The organism is Carnobacteriaceae bacterium zg-84 (genome assembly GCA_013874835.1).
In the GTDB taxonomy this organism is placed as follows: domain Bacteria; phylum Bacillota; class Bacilli; order Lactobacillales; family Aerococcaceae; genus WM01.
The window spans coordinates 472,166-491,230 of record CP059430.1 but is presented as its reverse complement, the minus strand read 5'-3'; the positions used below and the strand labels follow the sequence as shown (position 1 = coordinate 491,230).

Annotated in this window: 18 protein-coding genes and 1 riboswitch; of the genes, 6 read left to right on the top strand and 12 right to left on the bottom strand. The window is 33.7% G+C overall.

Annotation, left to right across the window (positions count from 1 at the left end):
* Window positions 1–101: 101 nt before the first annotated feature.
* On the top strand, window positions 102–644 hold the full coding sequence (locus tag H1220_02455) for a thioredoxin family protein (GenBank protein ID QMI86235.1): 543 nt from the start codon (window positions 102–104) through the stop codon (window positions 642–644).
* A riboswitch (PreQ1 riboswitch) is annotated at window positions 644–688 on the top strand. It overlaps the preceding gene by 1 nt.
* Before the next feature lie 3 nt (window positions 689–691).
* On the top strand, window positions 692–1,201 hold the full coding sequence (locus tag H1220_02450) for a QueT transporter family protein (protein ID QMI86234.1): 510 nt from the start codon (window positions 692–694) through the stop codon (window positions 1,199–1,201).
* 56 nt (window positions 1,202–1,257) lie between these two features.
* Here H1220_02450 and H1220_02445 read toward each other — a convergent pair whose 3' ends face one another.
* From H1220_02445 to hrcA, 11 genes are all read right to left on the bottom strand, one after another.
* The gene (locus tag H1220_02445; GenBank protein ID QMI86233.1) at window positions 1,258–1,443 is read right to left on the bottom strand and encodes a hypothetical protein; all 186 of its coding nucleotides are present in this window, start codon (window positions 1,441–1,443) and stop codon (window positions 1,258–1,260) included.
* Between the two features lie 18 nt (window positions 1,444–1,461).
* Window positions 1,462–2,661 carry an IS1182 family transposase gene (locus tag H1220_02440; GenBank protein QMI86232.1) on the bottom strand — a complete coding sequence of 400 codons (1,200 nt, stop codon included), beginning with the start codon at window positions 2,659–2,661 and terminating at the stop codon, window positions 1,462–1,464.
* A gap of 258 nt (window positions 2,662–2,919) precedes the next feature.
* On the bottom strand, window positions 2,920–4,017 hold the full coding sequence (gene alr / locus H1220_02435; GenBank protein QMI86231.1) for an alanine racemase: 1,098 nt from the start codon (window positions 4,015–4,017) through the stop codon (window positions 2,920–2,922).
* Window positions 4,014–4,370: a holo-ACP synthase gene (locus tag H1220_02430; GenBank protein ID QMI86230.1), complete on the bottom strand. Its 357-nt coding sequence runs from the start codon at window positions 4,368–4,370 to the stop codon at window positions 4,014–4,016. The genes alr and H1220_02430 overlap by 4 nt, the downstream gene beginning before the upstream one ends.
* Before the next feature lie 65 nt (window positions 4,371–4,435).
* Entirely contained in the window at window positions 4,436–5,779 is a 1,344-nt protein-coding gene (locus tag H1220_02425; protein ID QMI86229.1) for an APC family permease, read from the bottom strand.
* Window positions 5,780–5,951: 172 nt separating this feature from the next.
* On the bottom strand, window positions 5,952–6,704 hold the full coding sequence (gene recO, locus H1220_02420; protein ID QMI86228.1) for a DNA repair protein RecO: 753 nt from the start codon (window positions 6,702–6,704) through the stop codon (window positions 5,952–5,954).
* Window positions 6,705–8,582 carry an endonuclease MutS2 gene (locus H1220_02415; protein QMI86227.1) on the bottom strand — a complete coding sequence of 626 codons (1,878 nt, stop codon included), beginning with the start codon at window positions 8,580–8,582 and terminating at the stop codon, window positions 6,705–6,707.
* A 333-nt stretch (window positions 8,583–8,915) separates the two neighbouring features.
* A complete protein-coding gene (gene dnaJ, locus H1220_02410) occupies window positions 8,916–10,079 on the bottom strand; it encodes a molecular chaperone DnaJ (GenBank protein QMI86226.1) in 1,164 nt (387 codons plus the stop codon).
* Between the two features lie 232 nt (window positions 10,080–10,311).
* Window positions 10,312–12,135, bottom strand: coding sequence for a molecular chaperone DnaK (dnaK, locus tag H1220_02405; protein ID QMI86225.1), 1,824 nt, complete (start codon window positions 12,133–12,135; stop codon window positions 10,312–10,314).
* Between the two features lie 59 nt (window positions 12,136–12,194).
* Window positions 12,195–12,749 carry a nucleotide exchange factor GrpE gene (grpE, locus tag H1220_02400; protein ID QMI86224.1) on the bottom strand — a complete coding sequence of 185 codons (555 nt, stop codon included), beginning with the start codon at window positions 12,747–12,749 and terminating at the stop codon, window positions 12,195–12,197.
* Between the two features lie 21 nt (window positions 12,750–12,770).
* Complete coding sequence (gene hrcA / locus H1220_02395) at window positions 12,771–13,817, bottom strand: heat-inducible transcription repressor HrcA (protein QMI86223.1); 1,047 nt, start codon at window positions 13,815–13,817, stop codon at window positions 12,771–12,773.
* A 362-nt stretch (window positions 13,818–14,179) separates the two neighbouring features.
* On the opposite strand from hrcA, the gene H1220_02390 reads away from it, so the two are divergent.
* Window positions 14,180–14,803, top strand: a complete 624-nt coding sequence (locus H1220_02390) for an IS30 family transposase (GenBank protein QMI86222.1) — start codon at window positions 14,180–14,182, stop codon at window positions 14,801–14,803.
* Window positions 14,804–15,398: 595 nt separating this feature from the next.
* Here H1220_02390 and H1220_02385 read toward each other — a convergent pair.
* A complete protein-coding gene (locus H1220_02385; GenBank protein QMI86221.1) occupies window positions 15,399–15,509 on the bottom strand; it encodes a helix-turn-helix domain-containing protein in 111 nt (36 codons plus the stop codon).
* Window positions 15,510–15,704: 195 nt separating this feature from the next.
* Here H1220_02385 and H1220_02380 point away from each other — a divergent pair, with 195 nt between their 5' ends.
* The 3 genes from H1220_02380 to H1220_02370 all read left to right on the top strand — a co-directional run bounded on the left by H1220_02380 (window position 15,705) and on the right by H1220_02370 (window position 19,063).
* The gene (locus H1220_02380; protein QMI86220.1) at window positions 15,705–16,790 is read left to right on the top strand and encodes a transposase; all 1,086 of its coding nucleotides are present in this window, start codon (window positions 15,705–15,707) and stop codon (window positions 16,788–16,790) included.
* Window positions 16,791–16,920: 130 nt separating this feature from the next.
* Window positions 16,921–18,015 carry an ISL3 family transposase gene (locus H1220_02375; protein QMI86219.1) on the top strand — a complete coding sequence of 365 codons (1,095 nt, stop codon included), beginning with the start codon at window positions 16,921–16,923 and terminating at the stop codon, window positions 18,013–18,015.
* 88 nt (window positions 18,016–18,103) lie between these two features.
* On the top strand, window positions 18,104–19,063 hold the full coding sequence (locus H1220_02370; GenBank protein QMI86218.1) for an IS30 family transposase: 960 nt from the start codon (window positions 18,104–18,106) through the stop codon (window positions 19,061–19,063).
* Window positions 19,064–19,065 lie beyond the last annotated feature (2 nt).

The following is a 19,065-nucleotide window of genomic DNA, read 5'->3' as shown; positions in this document are numbered from 1 at the left end:
GTGATATACACATCTATTTTATCACAACATTGAGGATATATTCTATTTATAAGTTGAAAATTTATAAAAAAAACGTATACTGTTACATGGAGGTTACCTAAATGAAAAAAACGTTTATTCCTTATTACATCAGTATCTTCTTTGTCCTCATTAGTCTTTCACTTATTTTTAATCTCTTTCGTCAACACGATAAAGCAACAGCTTTATTGCATGAAAAACAAGAAATGATTGACAAAAAAGAAATGGAACGACAGCACATACAAGAAAAATATAGTGATGTCTACTATACATTAAATAGCTTATTACCGAGTACATTTGAAGAAAAAATGGCAAATCAAGACACATTTTATGTCTACATTGGTAGACCAACATGTGCTGATTGTCAATTTTTTGAGCCTTTCTTTATAAAAGAGATTCAAAGAAGACAATTACACTCATCTATTTTTTATGTCAATGTCTTGCCGGTTCATCAAGACAAAGAAAAATGGACAGTATTTAAACAAACTTATCACATTAGCGGTACGCCCGTTGTCGCTAAAGTAGAAAAAGGTGTCATAACGGATAAATTAGATTTTGAAGAAATGCAAGGTATTACTCCAAAACAATTAAGTGATTGGTTGGATAAACAATCGTTCCAACCGTAATCAACGTGGTTCGCAACCATCCCACGAAAAAAAACTAGGAGGATTCTATGAAAAAGTTGTCTATTAAAGAGCAAGTTTATCTTGCTTTAATGGCAGGTGTTTATGTTGCTTTAACATTGGGAACACCTGTTATTTCTATGGCATACGGAGCCATTCAATTCCGTATTTCTGAATTTTTAAATCATTTATTGATTTACAACAAAAAATATATTATTTCATTAGGTATCGGTGTTGCTATTGTTAATTCTTTTTCAACATTTGGTATTTACGACGTTATTTTTGGAACAGGTGCTACATTACTATGCTCCGTTCTTTCCATTGCGGCATTCAAATTTATTAAATCTAAACTCGGGCGTTTTATTTTTAATACACTAAATTTTTCTTTTGTCGGTATGATACCTATTACATTTTTAATCATCTATATTGGACAAGCTGAAGAAGCATTCTTCACTTTATATGGACCACTTGTCTTAAGCGAATTGATTATTATGACAGCTAGCGGTATTTTATTATATACTCTTGATAAAAAAATAGATTTGAAAAAATATATAGGATAATTTCATTTATACAATTAAAGGTGCGAACCAAAAACTCAAGTTTTTGGTTCGCACCCTCAGACTGTTGACAATAGCGATAAAAAATCCAACGTATTTCTCCAGTTTTGAAAAATACGTTGGATTTTGCATTTAAAAATGATAAATAAAGAACTATATTGTAAAAAATGGCTATCTCTCGTGAGTAGAATTGCCATTTTTTTCATGTTTTGGGCAGCACAAGATAACCAAGTGTACTGCTGCATCTTGGCTACCCCTCTATATTATGCAAACCGATACCCATGATTTTGTTTAGAGTCTGCAAAGCTACGCTCAATCGTTTCTTTCCGTCGTTTATATAGTGCTTTCCCAAACGTAGATAATCGACGTTCACGACATCTATCGTATACATCAGCATCTATCGCGCGACGTAGTATCCGTTTATTACTGTTATCGCTTATACGATACTGTTTATATCCTTGTCTATCAATGTTTCTGTAGGTATAAATTTCTCCCGTACGTGTATCCGTAAAACAATCTCTAGATGAATCATATCGAAAAAACTTATGGTCAGGATTGCGATGAAAACGTCTATACCCAATCACAGAAAATATCTTTTTCTCTTCTAAAAATTTTAAAATGTCTTTTTTATAATATCCGCTATCTAACGCGACACAATTCACATCAAACTTAAATTTATCCATGATATATGTTAATCGCGACACATACGGTACACTATCATGCACGTTCCCCGGTGTAATAAAGCAGTCTACAATAAAATTGTGTTTACCATCTACACTACGATGGTCTAAGTACATAAATCCTTTTTCTTTATTATCCCGATGGTAATAGCCGCTTTCTTTATCAGTCGTACTTTCTTTTATGTTTTTAGAGATGATTTTATCTGTGTAGCTAAAAGGCTTTTTTCCAATAGCTTCTCGTTCGGCGTTGATTTCGTTTTCTAAATCTCGCTTACGTTCTTGAACGGTTTCCATAACGGCGTTTCTAAATTTATTTTTATTGGCGTTTGCTTTAATGTGTGTGGAATCTGTGAATAAAGCTGTGCCGCTAATTAAATGATGTGAGATAGCTTGGTGTACAATAGTATTAAATATATCTTCAAACACAGAAGTCCCTTGAAAACGGCGACTATAATTTTGAGAGAAAGTAGAATAATGTGGGGTAGGTTTAGAGAAAGGGAGGTTTAAAAACCATCTAAACGCTACATCCGTTTCGACACGTTTAATGGTTTCTCGCATGGATTTAATGCCATAAATATCTTTTAAAAAGACCAATTTAAATAAAACAACAGGGTCTAAACTATTGCGACCATTCGTATGGCTATAATAAGGAGAAGTAATCTCATAAATAAAATTGAAATCAATTGATTTATCAATTTTACGTAGTAAATGGTCTTTTGGTACTAATTCGGACAATGTGTTTAATATGATTTCATCATTTGGGTGAGTTTCTTTATAAAACATAGATTTTTCCCTCCTTTTTCTTATCTCTATTATACCACTTTTAAGCGTTATTATCGTATCAGACGTTGTGGTACGAATGGCTTCGTCCTCGCACATGGTAGAGAACGAGCGATGTATCGTGTACATCATGGTAAGCCGTACAACTTAACGTCTGATACGAAAAAAGACTGTCGACATTTTAATTTGTCAACAGTCTGAAGGTGCGAACCAAAAACTCAAGTTTTTGGTTCGCACCCTTTCTTTATATAAAAGTCATTGTTACTCAACATAGATACGTGGCACTCTATCTGAAATACCGCATAAAATTTCATAGCCAATCGTTCCTATGCTAACAGCTAAACTTGATGCGGTATTGTGTTCACCAATTAACTCGACTTTTGTCCCGATAGGATATGGTTGACTAATACGTATCATCATTTGATCCATACAAACAACACCTACAACATCACATTTTTCATCACCTATATACACACTTTGTGTGCCTAGTGCTCGACGAAATCCGTCTGCATATCCAATAGGTAATGTGGCAATCCATTCATCTTGTTTTGCAATATACTTAGCACCGTAACTAACCGATTCACCTTGTTTTAAGCGATGTACAAAACTAATTTCTGTTTCCCATGTGAGTACCGGTTTCAATGGGTACGGCAGTTTTAAAGCAAAGTCTGACGGATTCACACCATACATCCCAATCCCTACACGTACAATATCTGTTTCAACGGTTTCTCGCCATAGTGTCATTGCCGAATTGGCTAAATGTATATATTTTGGACGTGTTGTCAAAACACTTAATAATGTTTCAAATAAGCGACACTGTTGTTTGACTTTGTTATCATCTTCGCCATCTGCTGTTGCAAAATGTGTAAAAACACCTTCAAAATCAATATTCTTCATTTCCAAAACACCTTGCTCAAAGGTGATGACATCCTCTTTGGTTTGTAACCCTAGTCGATTCATTCCCGTGTTTAACGCCAAGTGTACTTTTAAACGACCTTTTTTTATATGAACTTGTGCCTCTTTCAAAAATATCAAACTTGTTACGGTCAGTGAAATATCATATTCAATAGCTAATGGTACATCACAAATTTGTGTTAAACCTAAGACTAAAATAGGTTTTGTAATACCTGCGTGTCGTAGTTCCAACGCTTCATCTAACATGGCAACACAAAACCCGTCTACTCCACACGCTTGTGCTTTTTTTGCAATTTCAATAGCACCATGCCCGTAGGCATTTGCTTTCACAACTGCAAAAAATGCTTTGTCCTTTGTCAGATGTTGCTTTATCATGTCAATATTAAATGCCAATCTGTCTAAATGAATCGTAACAGTGGCAGGTCTGTGTATTGCTGGGTTCATTCTTCTTCCTCCAAAACTACTTGAGCAGCTGCATATTCATTTGAATGCGTAATAGATACAAATATCTTTCCATGATATTTTGTACATGTCATCACTGGTTTTTGTTTATCATTTGGTAACACTTCCATATCATGAAACCCCAATGTCCCAATGCCTGTTCCAAACGCTTTTGAAAATGCCTCTTTCGCACAAAAGCGTCCAGCTAAAAATTCCATTTGTCTATATTCTACTAAAGTTAAAAAATATGTATATTCTTTCTCTGTTAAAATCTTCTTTGCAAACGAATGATTTTTGTCATAAGCCTTTTGAATACGTTCTATCTCAATAATGTCTAATCCAATTCCTTTTATCATGTTGATGCCTTTCTAAATAAAAAAGTGCTAACTTATCTTAGTTTAGCACTTTTTTTAATTGATTTCTATTGTTTATGTTGTATAAGTGCTTTCTTACCTAAACGATAACCTAAAACACAAGGAATAGCGCAAACACCGAAAAACAATACAACATTAAATGCATTTATCGTTAAAGAACCAAATAAAATAACACAAGATCCTAACATAGCCACTGTCGGCACTACATATCTAAAAATTGGATTTTTAATAGAGTTTAGTCTATATACTTGACTGTATAATAATATGTACAAAATATAGTTAAATACAATCGCAATCTCACTAATATCACTTTCTCCCAAAAGCATATACTTCATGACAAAATAATGAATACCAAACCATACAAATAAAATACATCCAGCGATGACACTTGATTGTTTCGATACACCTGATTCTGTTATATCAACTTGTTTTGAATAGTGTCCCAACATGTCTTTGCTAGCTAAAATTTGTGGCATACGTACCATTGCCATAACAAGACCATTTGTTGTACCTAAAACAGAAATAAGTACAATAATAGACAATAATTTTCCACCGATATTACCTAATAACATATCGCTCACTAAAAATATAGCATTTTTTCCTTCTTTTAAAACCGTGTCCACACCCAAGAAAGATGTTACCCCTAAAAAGTAAAGGACGTAAATACTTAAAATAAGCAGCGGCCCTATAATAAGCACTTTTCTAAATGTTTTTTGTGGATTTGCAACATCATGCACCATCGTTGTCGACACTGTCCAGCCGTCATACGCAAAACTCATGGGTACTATTGCATAGAGCCAACCTGACATACCTATATCTAGTTGCGATAAACTTTGTAAAGTCGTCTGTTGTTCTTTCCCAAAAATCAATCCTGTAAGTGCAATTAAAAATAATGGAATCAATTTAATAATCGTTGTGAGTGATTGAATACGTCCCCCTAGTTTTGTCGAGAGAGTATTCAAATAAATAAACATAATCATATATACAACACCAATAGCTATTTGAACGAGTAATTCATAATATTTAGGTATTTGTATATCGAATAAGACCAGTGTATAAATGCTTGAAACCCAACATAGAATAACGGTAATCGTCGGTAAATAGAGCGACATAAAAAATAATCCGTATGCACTTGCCCATTTAAACGATACAAATTCTTCAAAATAGCCAACAAGTCCCCCTTCTTTTTTTGAGCGCAATGCCAATTCTGCCATGGCTAATCCACCAAAAACGATACATATTGCTGCCAATATAAATACTAGTACACCTAATGAAACACTTCCATTCGTTGAAGATAAAATATTCGAGGTTTTAAAAAAAATCCCTGACCCGATACAAATACCAATCAACATAGACAGTGCTGTAAAAAAACCAAATTTCTTCTGGTTCATAATAAACTCCTTTTTATTTCATGCTGCGTCAATTATATGTAATTTTTGAACTCTTGACAACTGTTTAATGACAAAGATAGGTCAATAATCAACATCGCAAAATGTTGATTATTGACCTACGTTTAATACAAATCGTGTTGAGGCTGTCCTCAACACGATTTGAGCTTTTAAACTAAATATACCACTGATTCATTTGTTCAATAAATGTTTTGCTTTTTAAATGAATATCGACATACTCTTCATATAATGCGTCCATAATACGTCTTAATTCTTTTTTCATAGCATCACTAATATCTATACTCGTGAGTTTATCCATAGAGATACGTTGACACTTTTGTAATAAATAAATTGCATTAGGATTTGCTTGCAAACGATATGTATCTAAATGCCATTGATTTTTAGCAAGTAATCCCCCATATTTTAAAGAATAATCAAAAGGCCCTTGTTCTTCATCAGAAACCATACATCTGTTTAAATTTGGATTAATACCAAAATATCGTAATAATTTTAATTCAAATATTAAGGTGACAACCTCAACATCAAGTCCTTTTTCAATCGCACTCAATGTCTGTTTTAGTAAGTCATATAAATCTTCATTTACAATTCTATCATCAATAACCGCATCGCATAAATTCACAATATACGTTGCATAAGCATGTACATATAAATCTTCTTGTGCCCGTTTAAATAATCCAATATCTTTATATTCTCGTAAAAATGACAAACCATTTCGATTGATTGTTCCTAAAAAAGTAGCCTGTGTAAAAGGCAATAACACTCCTCTTAACACATGATTGCCCGATTTAAAGTGTCGTACAAAAAACATTTGCTTGCCATACTCTTTTGTAAAGATTTTTACCATTGCATCGGACTCTTTATAATCTCTTATAGATAAAACAATGCCCTCAAATGTATGTACTTGCACTTAATTACCTCTTTTCTCTTTTTCTTTCCGATATTTTTTCCACGCTTTTTTAGATCCTCTATTTAAATCTTTTTGCTGTTTATAAATGGCATACTCCGTAAACAGCAATGCCATATTGTATCCAACTGGATATAATTGTTTTGCAGGTAAAACAAGTTTTATTTTCTTTAATGGTATTGTATGCATCTGTTTATCAAAATAAACGGTTGCACATTGTTGATACATATCTACCTCATAAATAAGCGCTTCTTTTTTAAGTGTTTGTATCCATACTTTATCTCCCTTTTCATAAGTGATGTCATGGATACGTTTCTGTTTTTGTTTTAAAGATTCAAACACAACCTGTTCTAATGGATATATATGATGTGTCAGCACTTGTCTTGCTTTTTGGAGTACAATCTCTGCTATACCCATTTGGCTAGCAATAAAAAACGCATGACTTTTACCAGTCTGTCCCATTTGTAATTGATAGGTTGGTTTTAATGTGTCTTTTTCAAAGAGCATTGCTGCCGTTTGAAAATCGGGATGTTGTAAAGCAAACTCTTTTAGTTCACCGTAATGTGTTGTCGCCACAATTAAACTTCCTTTTTGATAAAACTCCGACAAAATAGCTATACCTAAAGCTGCACCGTCATTAGGTTCCGTACCACTCCCAATTTCATCAAGCAAGACTAATGTATGCCTTTTCGCATCTTTCAAATAAAATGCTAAATCACGCACGTGACTAGAAAATGTACTTAATGCATTCTCTAAGTTTTGATTATCGCCAATATTCACATAAATATCGTCCATAATGGCTATTTGAGTACCGTCCTCACATGGCACAAGTAAGCCAAACATGACCATGACGGTAATCAATCCGATTGTTTTTAGTACAACCGTTTTTCCTCCCGCGTTTGGACCAGTAATCATCAACGCTCGATGTTGGCGCCCAATTTCTAAAGACAGTGGAACTGCTTGTTTTAATAGAGGATGTCTAACTTGGCAAAAGCGTATATATTCCTCTTTATTAACCATAACCGATTTACCGTCAATCTGTTTTGAATATTTTGCTCGTGCAAAAATGACATCAAACTCAACAATAATTTCAATTGTTTGATAAATACTATCTAAATCTTGTGCAATCAACTCCGTTAACTCGGCTAAAATTTCATACACTTGAGCAATTTCCGTTGCTTTTAATAATGCTCTTTCTTGTGTTAAACCAACCACGCTATTCGGTTCGATAAATGTTGTTAGACCTTTATACGATTCGTCAATCACAATACCCGGCACTTGATTTTTAAAACTACTCTTAATCGGAATGGTATAGTGAGTATCCTTTTCAACAACAATAAATTCTTGTATTTTTTCTTTATAGCGAGCGTCTTTCAAAAACTTTTTCAATCGCTGTCTGATTTCTTCGTCATTTAGCAATAATGCTCGCCTTGTTTTACGCAACTCTCTACTGGCGTCATCATCAACTTGATTATGTCTAATTTTATCATAAATTACCTCTTCAATATGACAAAAAGAGCCTAATCCATTCGCATATCGACATAAAGTTGGCACTCTATCAACGTGCTTATTCAAAAAAGACGAAATTAATCTTGCACTTCTCAAAAAATCGGCATAATCAACCAACTCATTTGGCTCCAATAATAATCCTTTTTTGATTTTTTGTGTTAAGTGCTCAATATTGGTAAGCCCCATAAATGGCATATACAGACCACTATCTAATAAATAGCACGCTTCGACTGTTTCTAATAACCTTTTTTCTACAATATCCAAAGAAGACGACGGTTCTCTTTTATCAATTTCCTTTTTGGCATAATCAGATATAGCTAATGATTTTACATATCCTTTTATCTCTTGAAAATTTAGTTCTTGATAATTCATTCTTTCCCTTTCTCAACTTTTGAATTATCGAACAATCAATAACTCAAAAATCTATATCTTTTATTTCTAAAAATTTTGATTTTTTTGTATACATTTGCATAGGGCATATCCTCTTTTCTAATTGATGTACTAACTTTAGCTCAATACAGATACTTTGTCAAAATCTTTGGATACTATTCAATAAAATATACCTTATTTGTAGATAAATGACTCTTTCATCATATTTTTGATTCTATAATAAGTCGTGTTAGTAGATTAAAATTCTGCCAACACCATTTGACATAGAACAAAAAAGCAGTGAACAGCTATGCCATTCACTACTAAACTACTTATTTATTTTTTCTTCTTATCTTTCCCACCATGGAATAACTTATCAAAGAAATTACCTTCCTCATCTGGTAAATCAGCTCCACCTGCTTGTGCAAACTGACGTAATAAGTCTTTTTGTTTATCATTTAAATCACGTGGTGTTAATACACGTACTTTCACATGTTGATCGCCCATAATAGAGCTTCTTAGTTTTGGAGCTCCTTTTCCTTTTAATCTAAAAGTTGTGCCACTTTGTGTCCCAGCAGGAATTTTTAATTTAACATTTCCATGAACAGTTGGTACTTCTACTTCATCACCTAAAGTAGCTTGAACAAAACTAATTGGTTGTTCAAAATAGATTTCTGAACCGTCACGATCAAATCGGTCACTTTTAGCTACTGAAAAGATGATGTATAAATCACCATAAGGTCCCCCATTATATCCGGCTTCTCCTTGTCCAGACAATCGCATTTGTTGCCCATCTTCCACACCTGCTGGAATCGTCACATTCACTGTATGCTCTTCATTAGAACGACCTGAACCATGACATGTTGAACATTTCTCTTTGATTTCTTTTCCTGTTCCACCACATACATCACACGCAGCTTGTGTCATTACACGTCCAAAAATAGAATTTTGTTCAACATTGATAACACCACTACCATGACATTTATGACATGTAACCGGATCTGTTCCTTCTTTAGCTCCGCTACCATGACATGTATGACATTCTTCCTCACGACGATATTTAATCGTTTCTTTTTTACCAAAAATGGCATCTTCAAAGCTCAAATTGATACGATATTGTAAATCCGACCCTTGTCGTGCCATATTTCTTGTTCTACCACGAGAACCACCCATACCGCCACCAAAGAATGTATCAAATATATCTTCAAAACCACCGGCACCAAAGCCACCAGAGAAACCACCAAAACCACCGCCAAAACCACCAGCACCAAAATTAGGGTCATTGGCTGCATGCCCGTATTGATCATACGCAGCACGTTTTTGCGGATCACTCAACATTTCATATGCTTCTGAAATTTCTTTAAATTTTTCTTCTGCACCTGTTTCTTTATTAATGTCAGGGTGATATTTTTTTGATAATTTACGATAGGCTTTTTTTATCTCATCATCTGATGCTGTTTTTGACACACCAAGAACTTCGTAGTAGTCTCTCTTTGACATTTTCTCCTCCAAACTTGCAAGATTCTCTTGCTTTTGATCACTAGTACTCCGATCGCTTTACGTATCATCATTCATTACCTTTTTCATGACACGTCCTTTTTATACAACATCTTTTTAGTAGCAATCGTCCGTTTCATACTGCATCCGTAACTCACTACGTTTTAACGGCTATAGCAATTTATACGGATATACAGCTATCCTATTCAGGATAGCTGCTTATCATCTCCACTTCTTATTTTACTTCTTCAAAGTCGCCATCAACAACATTGTCATCTGAATTTGTAGAAGAACCTGCATCTGCTTGAGCTGCTTGTTGTGCTGCTGCCGCTTGTTCATATAATTTTACTGTTAAATTTTGAACAACTTCATTTAATGCATCACGTTTTACTTTCATGTCCTCTAAGTTATTTGCTTCAACAGCTGCTTTTAATTCATCACGAGCTACTTCTGCTTTTTTCACTTCTTCAGCATCTACTTTGCCTTCTAACTCTTTCAATGTTTTGTCTACACTGAATAATAATTGATCAGCTTCGTTTCTTAAATCAACTTCTTCTTTACGTTTTTTATCTGCTTCTGCATTTGCTTCAGCATCTTTTACCATGCGTTCGATTTCTTCGTCTGTTAAACCTGAAGAAGATTTGATTGTAATTGTTTGCTCTTTTTGAGTACCTAGATCTTTTGCACGTACGCTTACGATACCATTTTTGTCAATATCAAATGTTACTTCAATTTGTGGCACACCACGAGGTGCTGCTGGAATATCTGCTAATTGGAAACGACCTAATGTTTTGTTATCCACAGCCATTGGACGTTCACCTTGTAACACGTGAATATCTACTGCTGGTTGATTATCTGCTGCTGTTGAGAATACTTGTGATTTACTTGTTGGAATTGTTGTATTACGATCAATAAGTTTTGTAAACACACCACCCATTGTTTCAATACCTAATGATAAAGGTGTTACGTCTAATAAAACAACGTCTTTAACATCTCCTGTAATAACACCACCTTGAATAGCAGCACCCATCGCAACAACTTCATCTGGGTTTACAGATTTATTAGGTTCTTTACCTGTTTCTTTACGAACAGCTTCTACAACCGCTGGAATACGTGTTGATCCACCAACTAAAATAACTTCATCAATATCTGATTGTGATAAACCAGCGTCTTTTAATGCTTGACGTACTGGAACTTTTGTACGCTCTACTAATTCATGTGTTAATTCATCAAATTTTGCACGTGTTAATGTTGTTTCTAAGTGTAATGGTCCTGCTGCACCTGCTGTAATAAACGGTAAGCTAATTTGTGTTGATGTCACACCTGATAAATCTTTTTTCGCTTTTTCAGCAGCATCTTTCAAACGTTGTAAAGCCATTTTATCTTGTGACAAATCAATACCATTGTCTTTTTTGAATTCAGCTACTAAGAAATCAATAATTTTTTGGTCGAAGTCATCTCCACCTAATTTATTGTCTCCGGCTGTTGCTAATACATCAAAAACACCGTCCCCTAATTCTAATATAGAAACGTCAAATGTACCGCCACCTAAGTCAAATACAAGTACTTTTTCATCTTTATCTGTTTTATCTAAACCATAAGCCAATGCTGCTGCTGTTGGTTCGTTCACAATACGTTCTACTTCTAAACCTGCAATTTTACCTGCATCTTTTGTTGCTTGACGTTGTGCATCATTGAAGTAAGCTGGTACTGTAATAACTGCTTTTTGTACTTTTTCACCTAAATAATCTTCAGCATATCCTTTTAAGTATTGTAAAATCATTGCTGAAATTTCTTGTGGTGTATATTCTTTATCTTCTACTTTTACTTTGTAACCTGCTTCACCCATTCTGCTCTTAATAGAAATGACTGTATCTGGATTTGTCACAGCTTGGCGTTTTGCTACTTCACCAACTTGAATTTCACCATTTTTAAATGCGACAACAGAAGGTGTTGTACGGTTTCCTTCTGGATTCGGAATAATTTTTGCTTCATTTCCTTCTAATACAGCTACTGCTGAGTTTGTTGTTCCTAAGTCAATACCAATAATTTTTGTCATATTTTTTACCTCTTATCTTTCTTTTCTGTTTAAATTACTTTTATCAAAAAGTGATGTTTCTATTGTGAAACGACAACCATTGCAGGACGAATAACTCTATCATGCATTTTATAACCTTGTTGAAACACTTGTACGACCGTATCTGCTTCTTGACCTTCTTGAGCAGGAACGACTTGCACAGATTGGTGATACATCGGATCAAATTTTTGATTTAAAGCATCTACCATTTCAATATTTTCAGCTTGCAATGCAGCCACAAAACTTGAATATGCCATTTCAATACCTTTTTTCAACGCTTGCCCTTGTTCATCAGCCACTTCAATAGCCAATGCTCTTTCTAAGTTATCCAAAACTGGTAACAATTCTTCTGCTAATTTTTGTGAACGATATTTCAATAAATCTTGACGTTCTTTTGCTTGTCTTTTTTGAACATTTTGTAATTCTGCTTGAGCACGCAACACTTTATCTGCCAGCGCATCGTTTTCTTGCTGTAATCGTTCGATTTCCAATTCTTGTTCGGTCTTTTCCACAACCTCTTCCGTCACTTCTTGCGATAATTCCGTTGGTTGCTCCACAGTTTCTTCTACTTCAGGTTGATGTGTTTCTTCTGACACGTTATCCCTCTTTTCCTTATATTATATATCTAAATCATCAAAATACTGGTTGATGCTACCCGATAACTCTTCGCTTAACGCATTCATCAAACCAACAACACGTGCATACGACATATTTGTCGGCCCAATCAAAGCAATAACACCTTTCCCATTGTTCGTTTCATAAGTTGTCGTCACAAAACTTAAATCTTTAAACGCTTCATGATTTAACTCTGAACCAAATTTAATATCCACACCTTGATGTGTCGGTGACATTAACTGATACAAATCACTCGAATTTTCAATCATATTGTATAAGTTTTTTAAATTTGTCCGACTATTTTCATAATCTATGTAATCAAATAAATTGGTTTTTCCAGCAATAAACATGCGATCTGTTTCCATTTTAGTCATCAATTCTTGTAAAATTGGTAAAATATCAAACTGCTCTGAAATATTTTGTCGAATGAGTTGTGGAATATCGTATTGTAATTTATCATAAACTTCGGATAAATATAAACCCACCAATTCATCATTTAAAATACGGACAATTTTTTCTAAGTCATCGTGTATAATGCTTGCCGGAATATTAAAAATACGATTTTCAACCATTCCTTTATCCGTTACCAAAATAGCCATTACTTGTGTATCACTTAATGGCACCAATCTAAAACCAGTCAACTTACTTTGTCTTGTTTCAGGACCTAAAACAATAGTTGTATAATTGGTTAAATTAGATAACATTTTTGCTGATATATCCACAATTTCACTAATTTCATGATACCGATGTCTTAATGTTTGTCGAATATCTGTTAACTCTTGTGGTTGAATATTGGCTGTTTGAACAGCCGGTAACATATTATCAACATAAAAACGATACCCTAAAACTGATGGAATACGTCCCGATGAAGAATGTGTTTTTTCTAAAAAACCCAATTCTTCCAATTTCATCATTTCATTTCGAATCGTTGCAGAACTAAACGGTAAATCAGCTTCTTTTAATAATGTTTTAGAACCGACAGGTTCTTGTTGTTCAGCATACAATCGAATAATTAACTGCAATATTTTTAATTGACGTTCGGTTAGCATATTCTCACCTCTTTACCATAACGTCTTTGTTCTGGCACTCTTTAATCTCAAGTGCTAAAAATAGTTTAACATCTTTTAGCACTCTTGTCAACAATGTGCTAATTTTTTTGTTTTATAGTAAATTATATAATTAAGTTAGCCAGTAGTACAAAAAAAGCATCTCATAGGATATACTTTTAGTAACAACAAAAAAAGGATACCAAGAGATGCAAGAATACTATAACACAAAAGGCACAAAACGATTATCGTCGTTTACGTTTAGCCGTAGGTAGAACAGATACGTGGACGGTAGAAAAAGAAGCTCTCATCAGAGAAAAAATCATGGATAAATATTCCCCTGAAATAATTAGTCAACTACCTGTATGCCCTCTTGTACAACGATTTACACATGGGTATACAAAGGATGGATTACAGGTATTTCGCGTAAACATTTACTTTATCCTAGAAAAACTAAACCGATAACATCAACTGAAAAACGACCACCAAGAAAGGCTAATGCCCTCTCTATCGAACAGCGACCACAAGAGATTAACGAGAGAAAAGAAATCGGACATTTTGAAATAGATTTAGTGATTTTAAACAAGAAACGTGGACAACAATTATTGACATTAACAGACAGAAAAACACGCTATGAAATCATTCGTCTGATTCCTGATAAAACGGCTCAAAGTGTGAATACCGCTTTGACGTCTATTCAACAAGACTATTTAATCCGCTCTTTAACAGCTGATAATGGTTCTGAATTTTTAAGATTAGACGAAGCCATCACTTGTCCTATTTATGATGCACATCCATTCTCTTCTTATGAACGAGGTAGTAACGAAAATGCAAATCGATTGATTAGACGATGGTTCCCAAAAGGCACAACAACCGTTACTCCTAACGAAGTAACGGCTGTTGAACAATGGATAAATCGTTATCCACGTAAATTATTTAACTATGTATGTCCTTATGATTTGCCTGAGGTGGCTAACTTACTATTGTAATTTGTGTTTTTTGTTTTATAATTATCACAAATTTGTGACAAGAAAGCAATCTAATAACATTTTTCAAAGGGCATATTTCTCATTTACAAACAATACATATTCAGTCAAAGAGAAAAGCAAAGCGTTCCTTTACAAGGATATACATTATTTGTAGTATTATGCACATCTTTGAAACGATTTATACATTTCTTTTTCAGCAATATAAATCCATTTCTGTTATTTGATAATATCTCTCATAGTTACTCTTGAATCCTATACCTTAAAGTGGGGCATACTTGACATCTATTTATACAAATTATCCTAGATATGTTGCTTTTAATGATTTGTATTTGTTTTTGAGATAGCTTGTATTCTTTGTTTTTTAGTAATTATTTATCTTCTTTACTTTTTTGCATATTACATAATAACTTCGCTTATATCTCATCTAAATATTTTCTGTACACTTATCCTAATCCTTCATATTTATGATATTGATATATTCGCTAAGTAATTCTATTTTTTTCTATATGTTGATTAGGGAGAATATATAGCAATTTTGAATTGTTCACTAACGATTCGAATGCCCCATCCTATTTTTCACCCATCTTTGTACTTGTTATCTACTTATTTTGTATTTTCTAACTGTTTCTTCATTATTTTTATGTTTTATTGTGAATTTTACAACTTTTTGATGAAATCTCATTTCTTCTGCTAGTCTTATTTTCATAGAAAGCTTTTCTCTAGTGTTTTGGTTAGTGGTTATACTATTTTCCCTAATGGATTTCTTTTTTCTTATTTTTTTGTCACAACTCTATTATTACCTAACATTATTTAAAAATAAGAAAACCAATACTTCTCTATAGGTTATAATCAAGTCATTTAATTTTGGCTCTTCGTCAAATCGTGTTGGTGGAGAGAAATAGTGAGTATGTTGGTAGTGAATGGCATAAAATCCATGCGAGAAACCATTAAACGTGTCGAAACGGATGTAGCGTTTAGATGGTTTTTAAACCTCCCTTTCTCTAAACCTACCCCACATTATTCTACTTTCTCTCAAAATTATATTCGCCGTTTTCAAGGGACGTCTGTGTTTGAAGATATATTCAACACTATTGTACACCAAGCTATCTCACATCATTTAATTAGCGGCACAGCATTATTCACAGATTCCACACACATTAAAGCAAACGCCAATAAAAATAAATTTAGAAACGCTGTTATTGAAGTGGTTCAAGAACGTAAACGAGATTTAGAAAACGAAATCAACGCCGAACGAGAAGCTATTGGAAAAAAGCCGTTTCATTACACCGATAAAACCATCTCTAAAACTATTAAAGAAAGTACGACTGATAAAGAAAGTGGCTATTACCATCGGGATAATAAAGAAAAAGGATTTATGTACTTAGACCATCGTAGTGTAGATGGTAAACACAATTTTATTGTAGACTGCTTTATTACACCGGGGAACGTGCATGATAGTGTACCGTATGTGTCGCGATTAACACATATAATAGAAACATTTCATTTTAATGTGAATTGTGTCGCGTTAGATAGCGAATATTATAAAAAAGACATTTTAAAATTTTTAGAAGAGAAAAAGATATTTTCTGTGATTGGGTATAGACGTTTTCATCGTCATCCTGACCATAAGTTTTTTCGATATGATTCATCTAGAGATTGTTTTATGGATACACGTACGGGAGAAATTTATATCTACAGAAACATTGATAGACAAGGATATAAACAGTATCGTATAAGCGATAACAGTAATAAACGGATACTACGTCGAGCGATAGATGCTGATGTATACGATAGATGTCGTGAACGTCGATTATCTACGTTTGGGAAAGCACTATATAAACGACGGAAAGAAACGATTGAGCGTAGCTTTGCAGACTCTAAACAAAATCATGGGTATCGTAACTTTTCACATTTTAGAAATCGTATTTTATTCATGTGTAAGTTATATGTACCGTATACCGTACCATCTACTTCACTAGTTGCTTAATAGTTTAAGTCAAAAGTGACGTACGAATAGCTCCTTCCCCGCACAACGTAGGGGAAGAGACATGTATCGTGTACATTTCGGTGAGTCGTACATCACTTTGTGACTTAAAATAAAGGCTCTATAATAAATCGTGTTGGTGAGAATAATCCACCAACACGATTTTGTATATAAAAGTGGACAAAAAAAGAGAAATACCTGTATGATTAAATCACCACAATTAAACAAGGAGGTATTTCTCATGGATTATTATACAAAAAAATTATTGACATTAACAGATAAATCTTTCATAGCTGATGAACATTGGTTAGAAGAAAAAATAATAAATGGTATTCCACACCACTTTATTAAAGGCACTTGGACAAAGCCTTGCCACACCTGCCCACATTGTCATGCTAAAACACTCATCAAACATGGGACATATCAAACGAAAACATTATTACCAAAGTTTAGACAAATCAAAACTGTTTTACTTCTTAAAAGAACCCGTTATCGCTGTAAAACGTGTCTAAAAACCTGTTCTTCTTCGTGTTCTTTAGTCGATAAACATTGTTGTATTTCTAAAAAATTAAAACAACTTATCGCACTTGATTTAACGAAAAATATTTCAAGAAAACATATCTGCCAAGACCACTTTGTATCTGATGTGACCGTACAACGTGTCTTAGATAAATATACAAAACAAGTTAAACCGTCTTTTCATTATCTACCTAAGGTACTATGTATCGACGAATTTAAGTCTGTGACATCTCATTTAGGGAAGATGAGTTTCATCTGTGTAGACGGATTGACACACCGTATTATTGATGTGTTACCTAGTCGCCAATTAGACCATTTAATCACTTATTTTAAACAATTTTCTAAAAAAGCAAGACATAGCGTTCGCTATCTTGTTATGGATATGAATGCCAATTATGGCAAACTTATTCAGAAGGTTTTTCCTAATGCCGTTATTGTCACAGATAGATTTCATATCATACAACATATACATCGAAATTTAAATACACTACGTATAAAAGAAATGAACACCTTTAAAAAAGAAGAAAAGGCTTATAAACACTTAAAGAAATACTGGAAATTATTATTAAAAGATGCCTTTGATGTAAATGATACAGACTATCATTATCACCAATCCTTTAAAACATATCTGACACACGCACAAATCCTTGATAGATTATTAGACTATAGTCCTGTTTTAAAACAAGCATATGAGTTTCTACAAGAGTAGTAAATTATATAATTAAGTTAGCCAGTAGTACAAAAAAAGCATCTCATAGGATATACTTTTAGTAACTACAAAAAAAGGATACCAAGAGATGCAAGAATACTATAACACAAAAGGCAAACATATAACAGAAAAAGAACGTTACTTCATCGAAAAATGGAAAAAAGAAGGTAAAAGCAATAGAGAAATCGGTCGATTATTGGGAAAAAATCACCAAACCATCAATAATGAAATCAAACGTGGACTTATCGATTTATCTTTTCATGGTGGCACTAAAGAATACTCTGCTCAAAAGGCACAAAACGATTATCGCCGTTTACGTTTAGCCGTAGGTAGAACAGATACGTGGACGGTAGAAAAAGAAGCCCTCATCAGAGAAAAAATCATGGATAAATATTCCCCTGAAATGATTAGTCAACTACCTGATATGCCCTCTTGTACAACGATTTACACATGGGTATACAAAGGATGGATTACAGGTATTTCGCGTAAACATTTACTTTATCCTAGAAAACATAAACCGCTAAAATCCAATGAAAAACGACCACCAAGAAAGACTAATGCACTCTCTATCGAACAGCGACCACAAGAGATTAACGAGAGAAAAGAAATTGGGCATTTTGAAATAGATTTAGTGATTTTAAACAAGAAACGTGGACAACAATTATTGACATTAACAGACAGAAAAACACGCTATGAAATTATTCGTCTGATTCCTGATAAAACGGCTCAAAGTGTGAATATCGCTTTGACGTCTATTCAACAAGACTATTTAATCCGCTCTTTAACAGCTGATAATGGTTCTGAATTTTTAAGATTAGACGAAGCCATCACTTGTCCTATTTATTATGCACATCCATTCTCTTCTTATGAACGAGGTAGCAACGAAAATGCAAATCGATTGATTAGACGATGGTTCCCAAAAGGCACAACAACCGTTACTCCTAACGAAGTAACGGCTGTTGAACAATGGATGAATCGTTATCCACGTAAATTATTTAACTATGTATGTCCTTATGATTTGCCTGAGGTGGCTAACTTACTATTGTAATT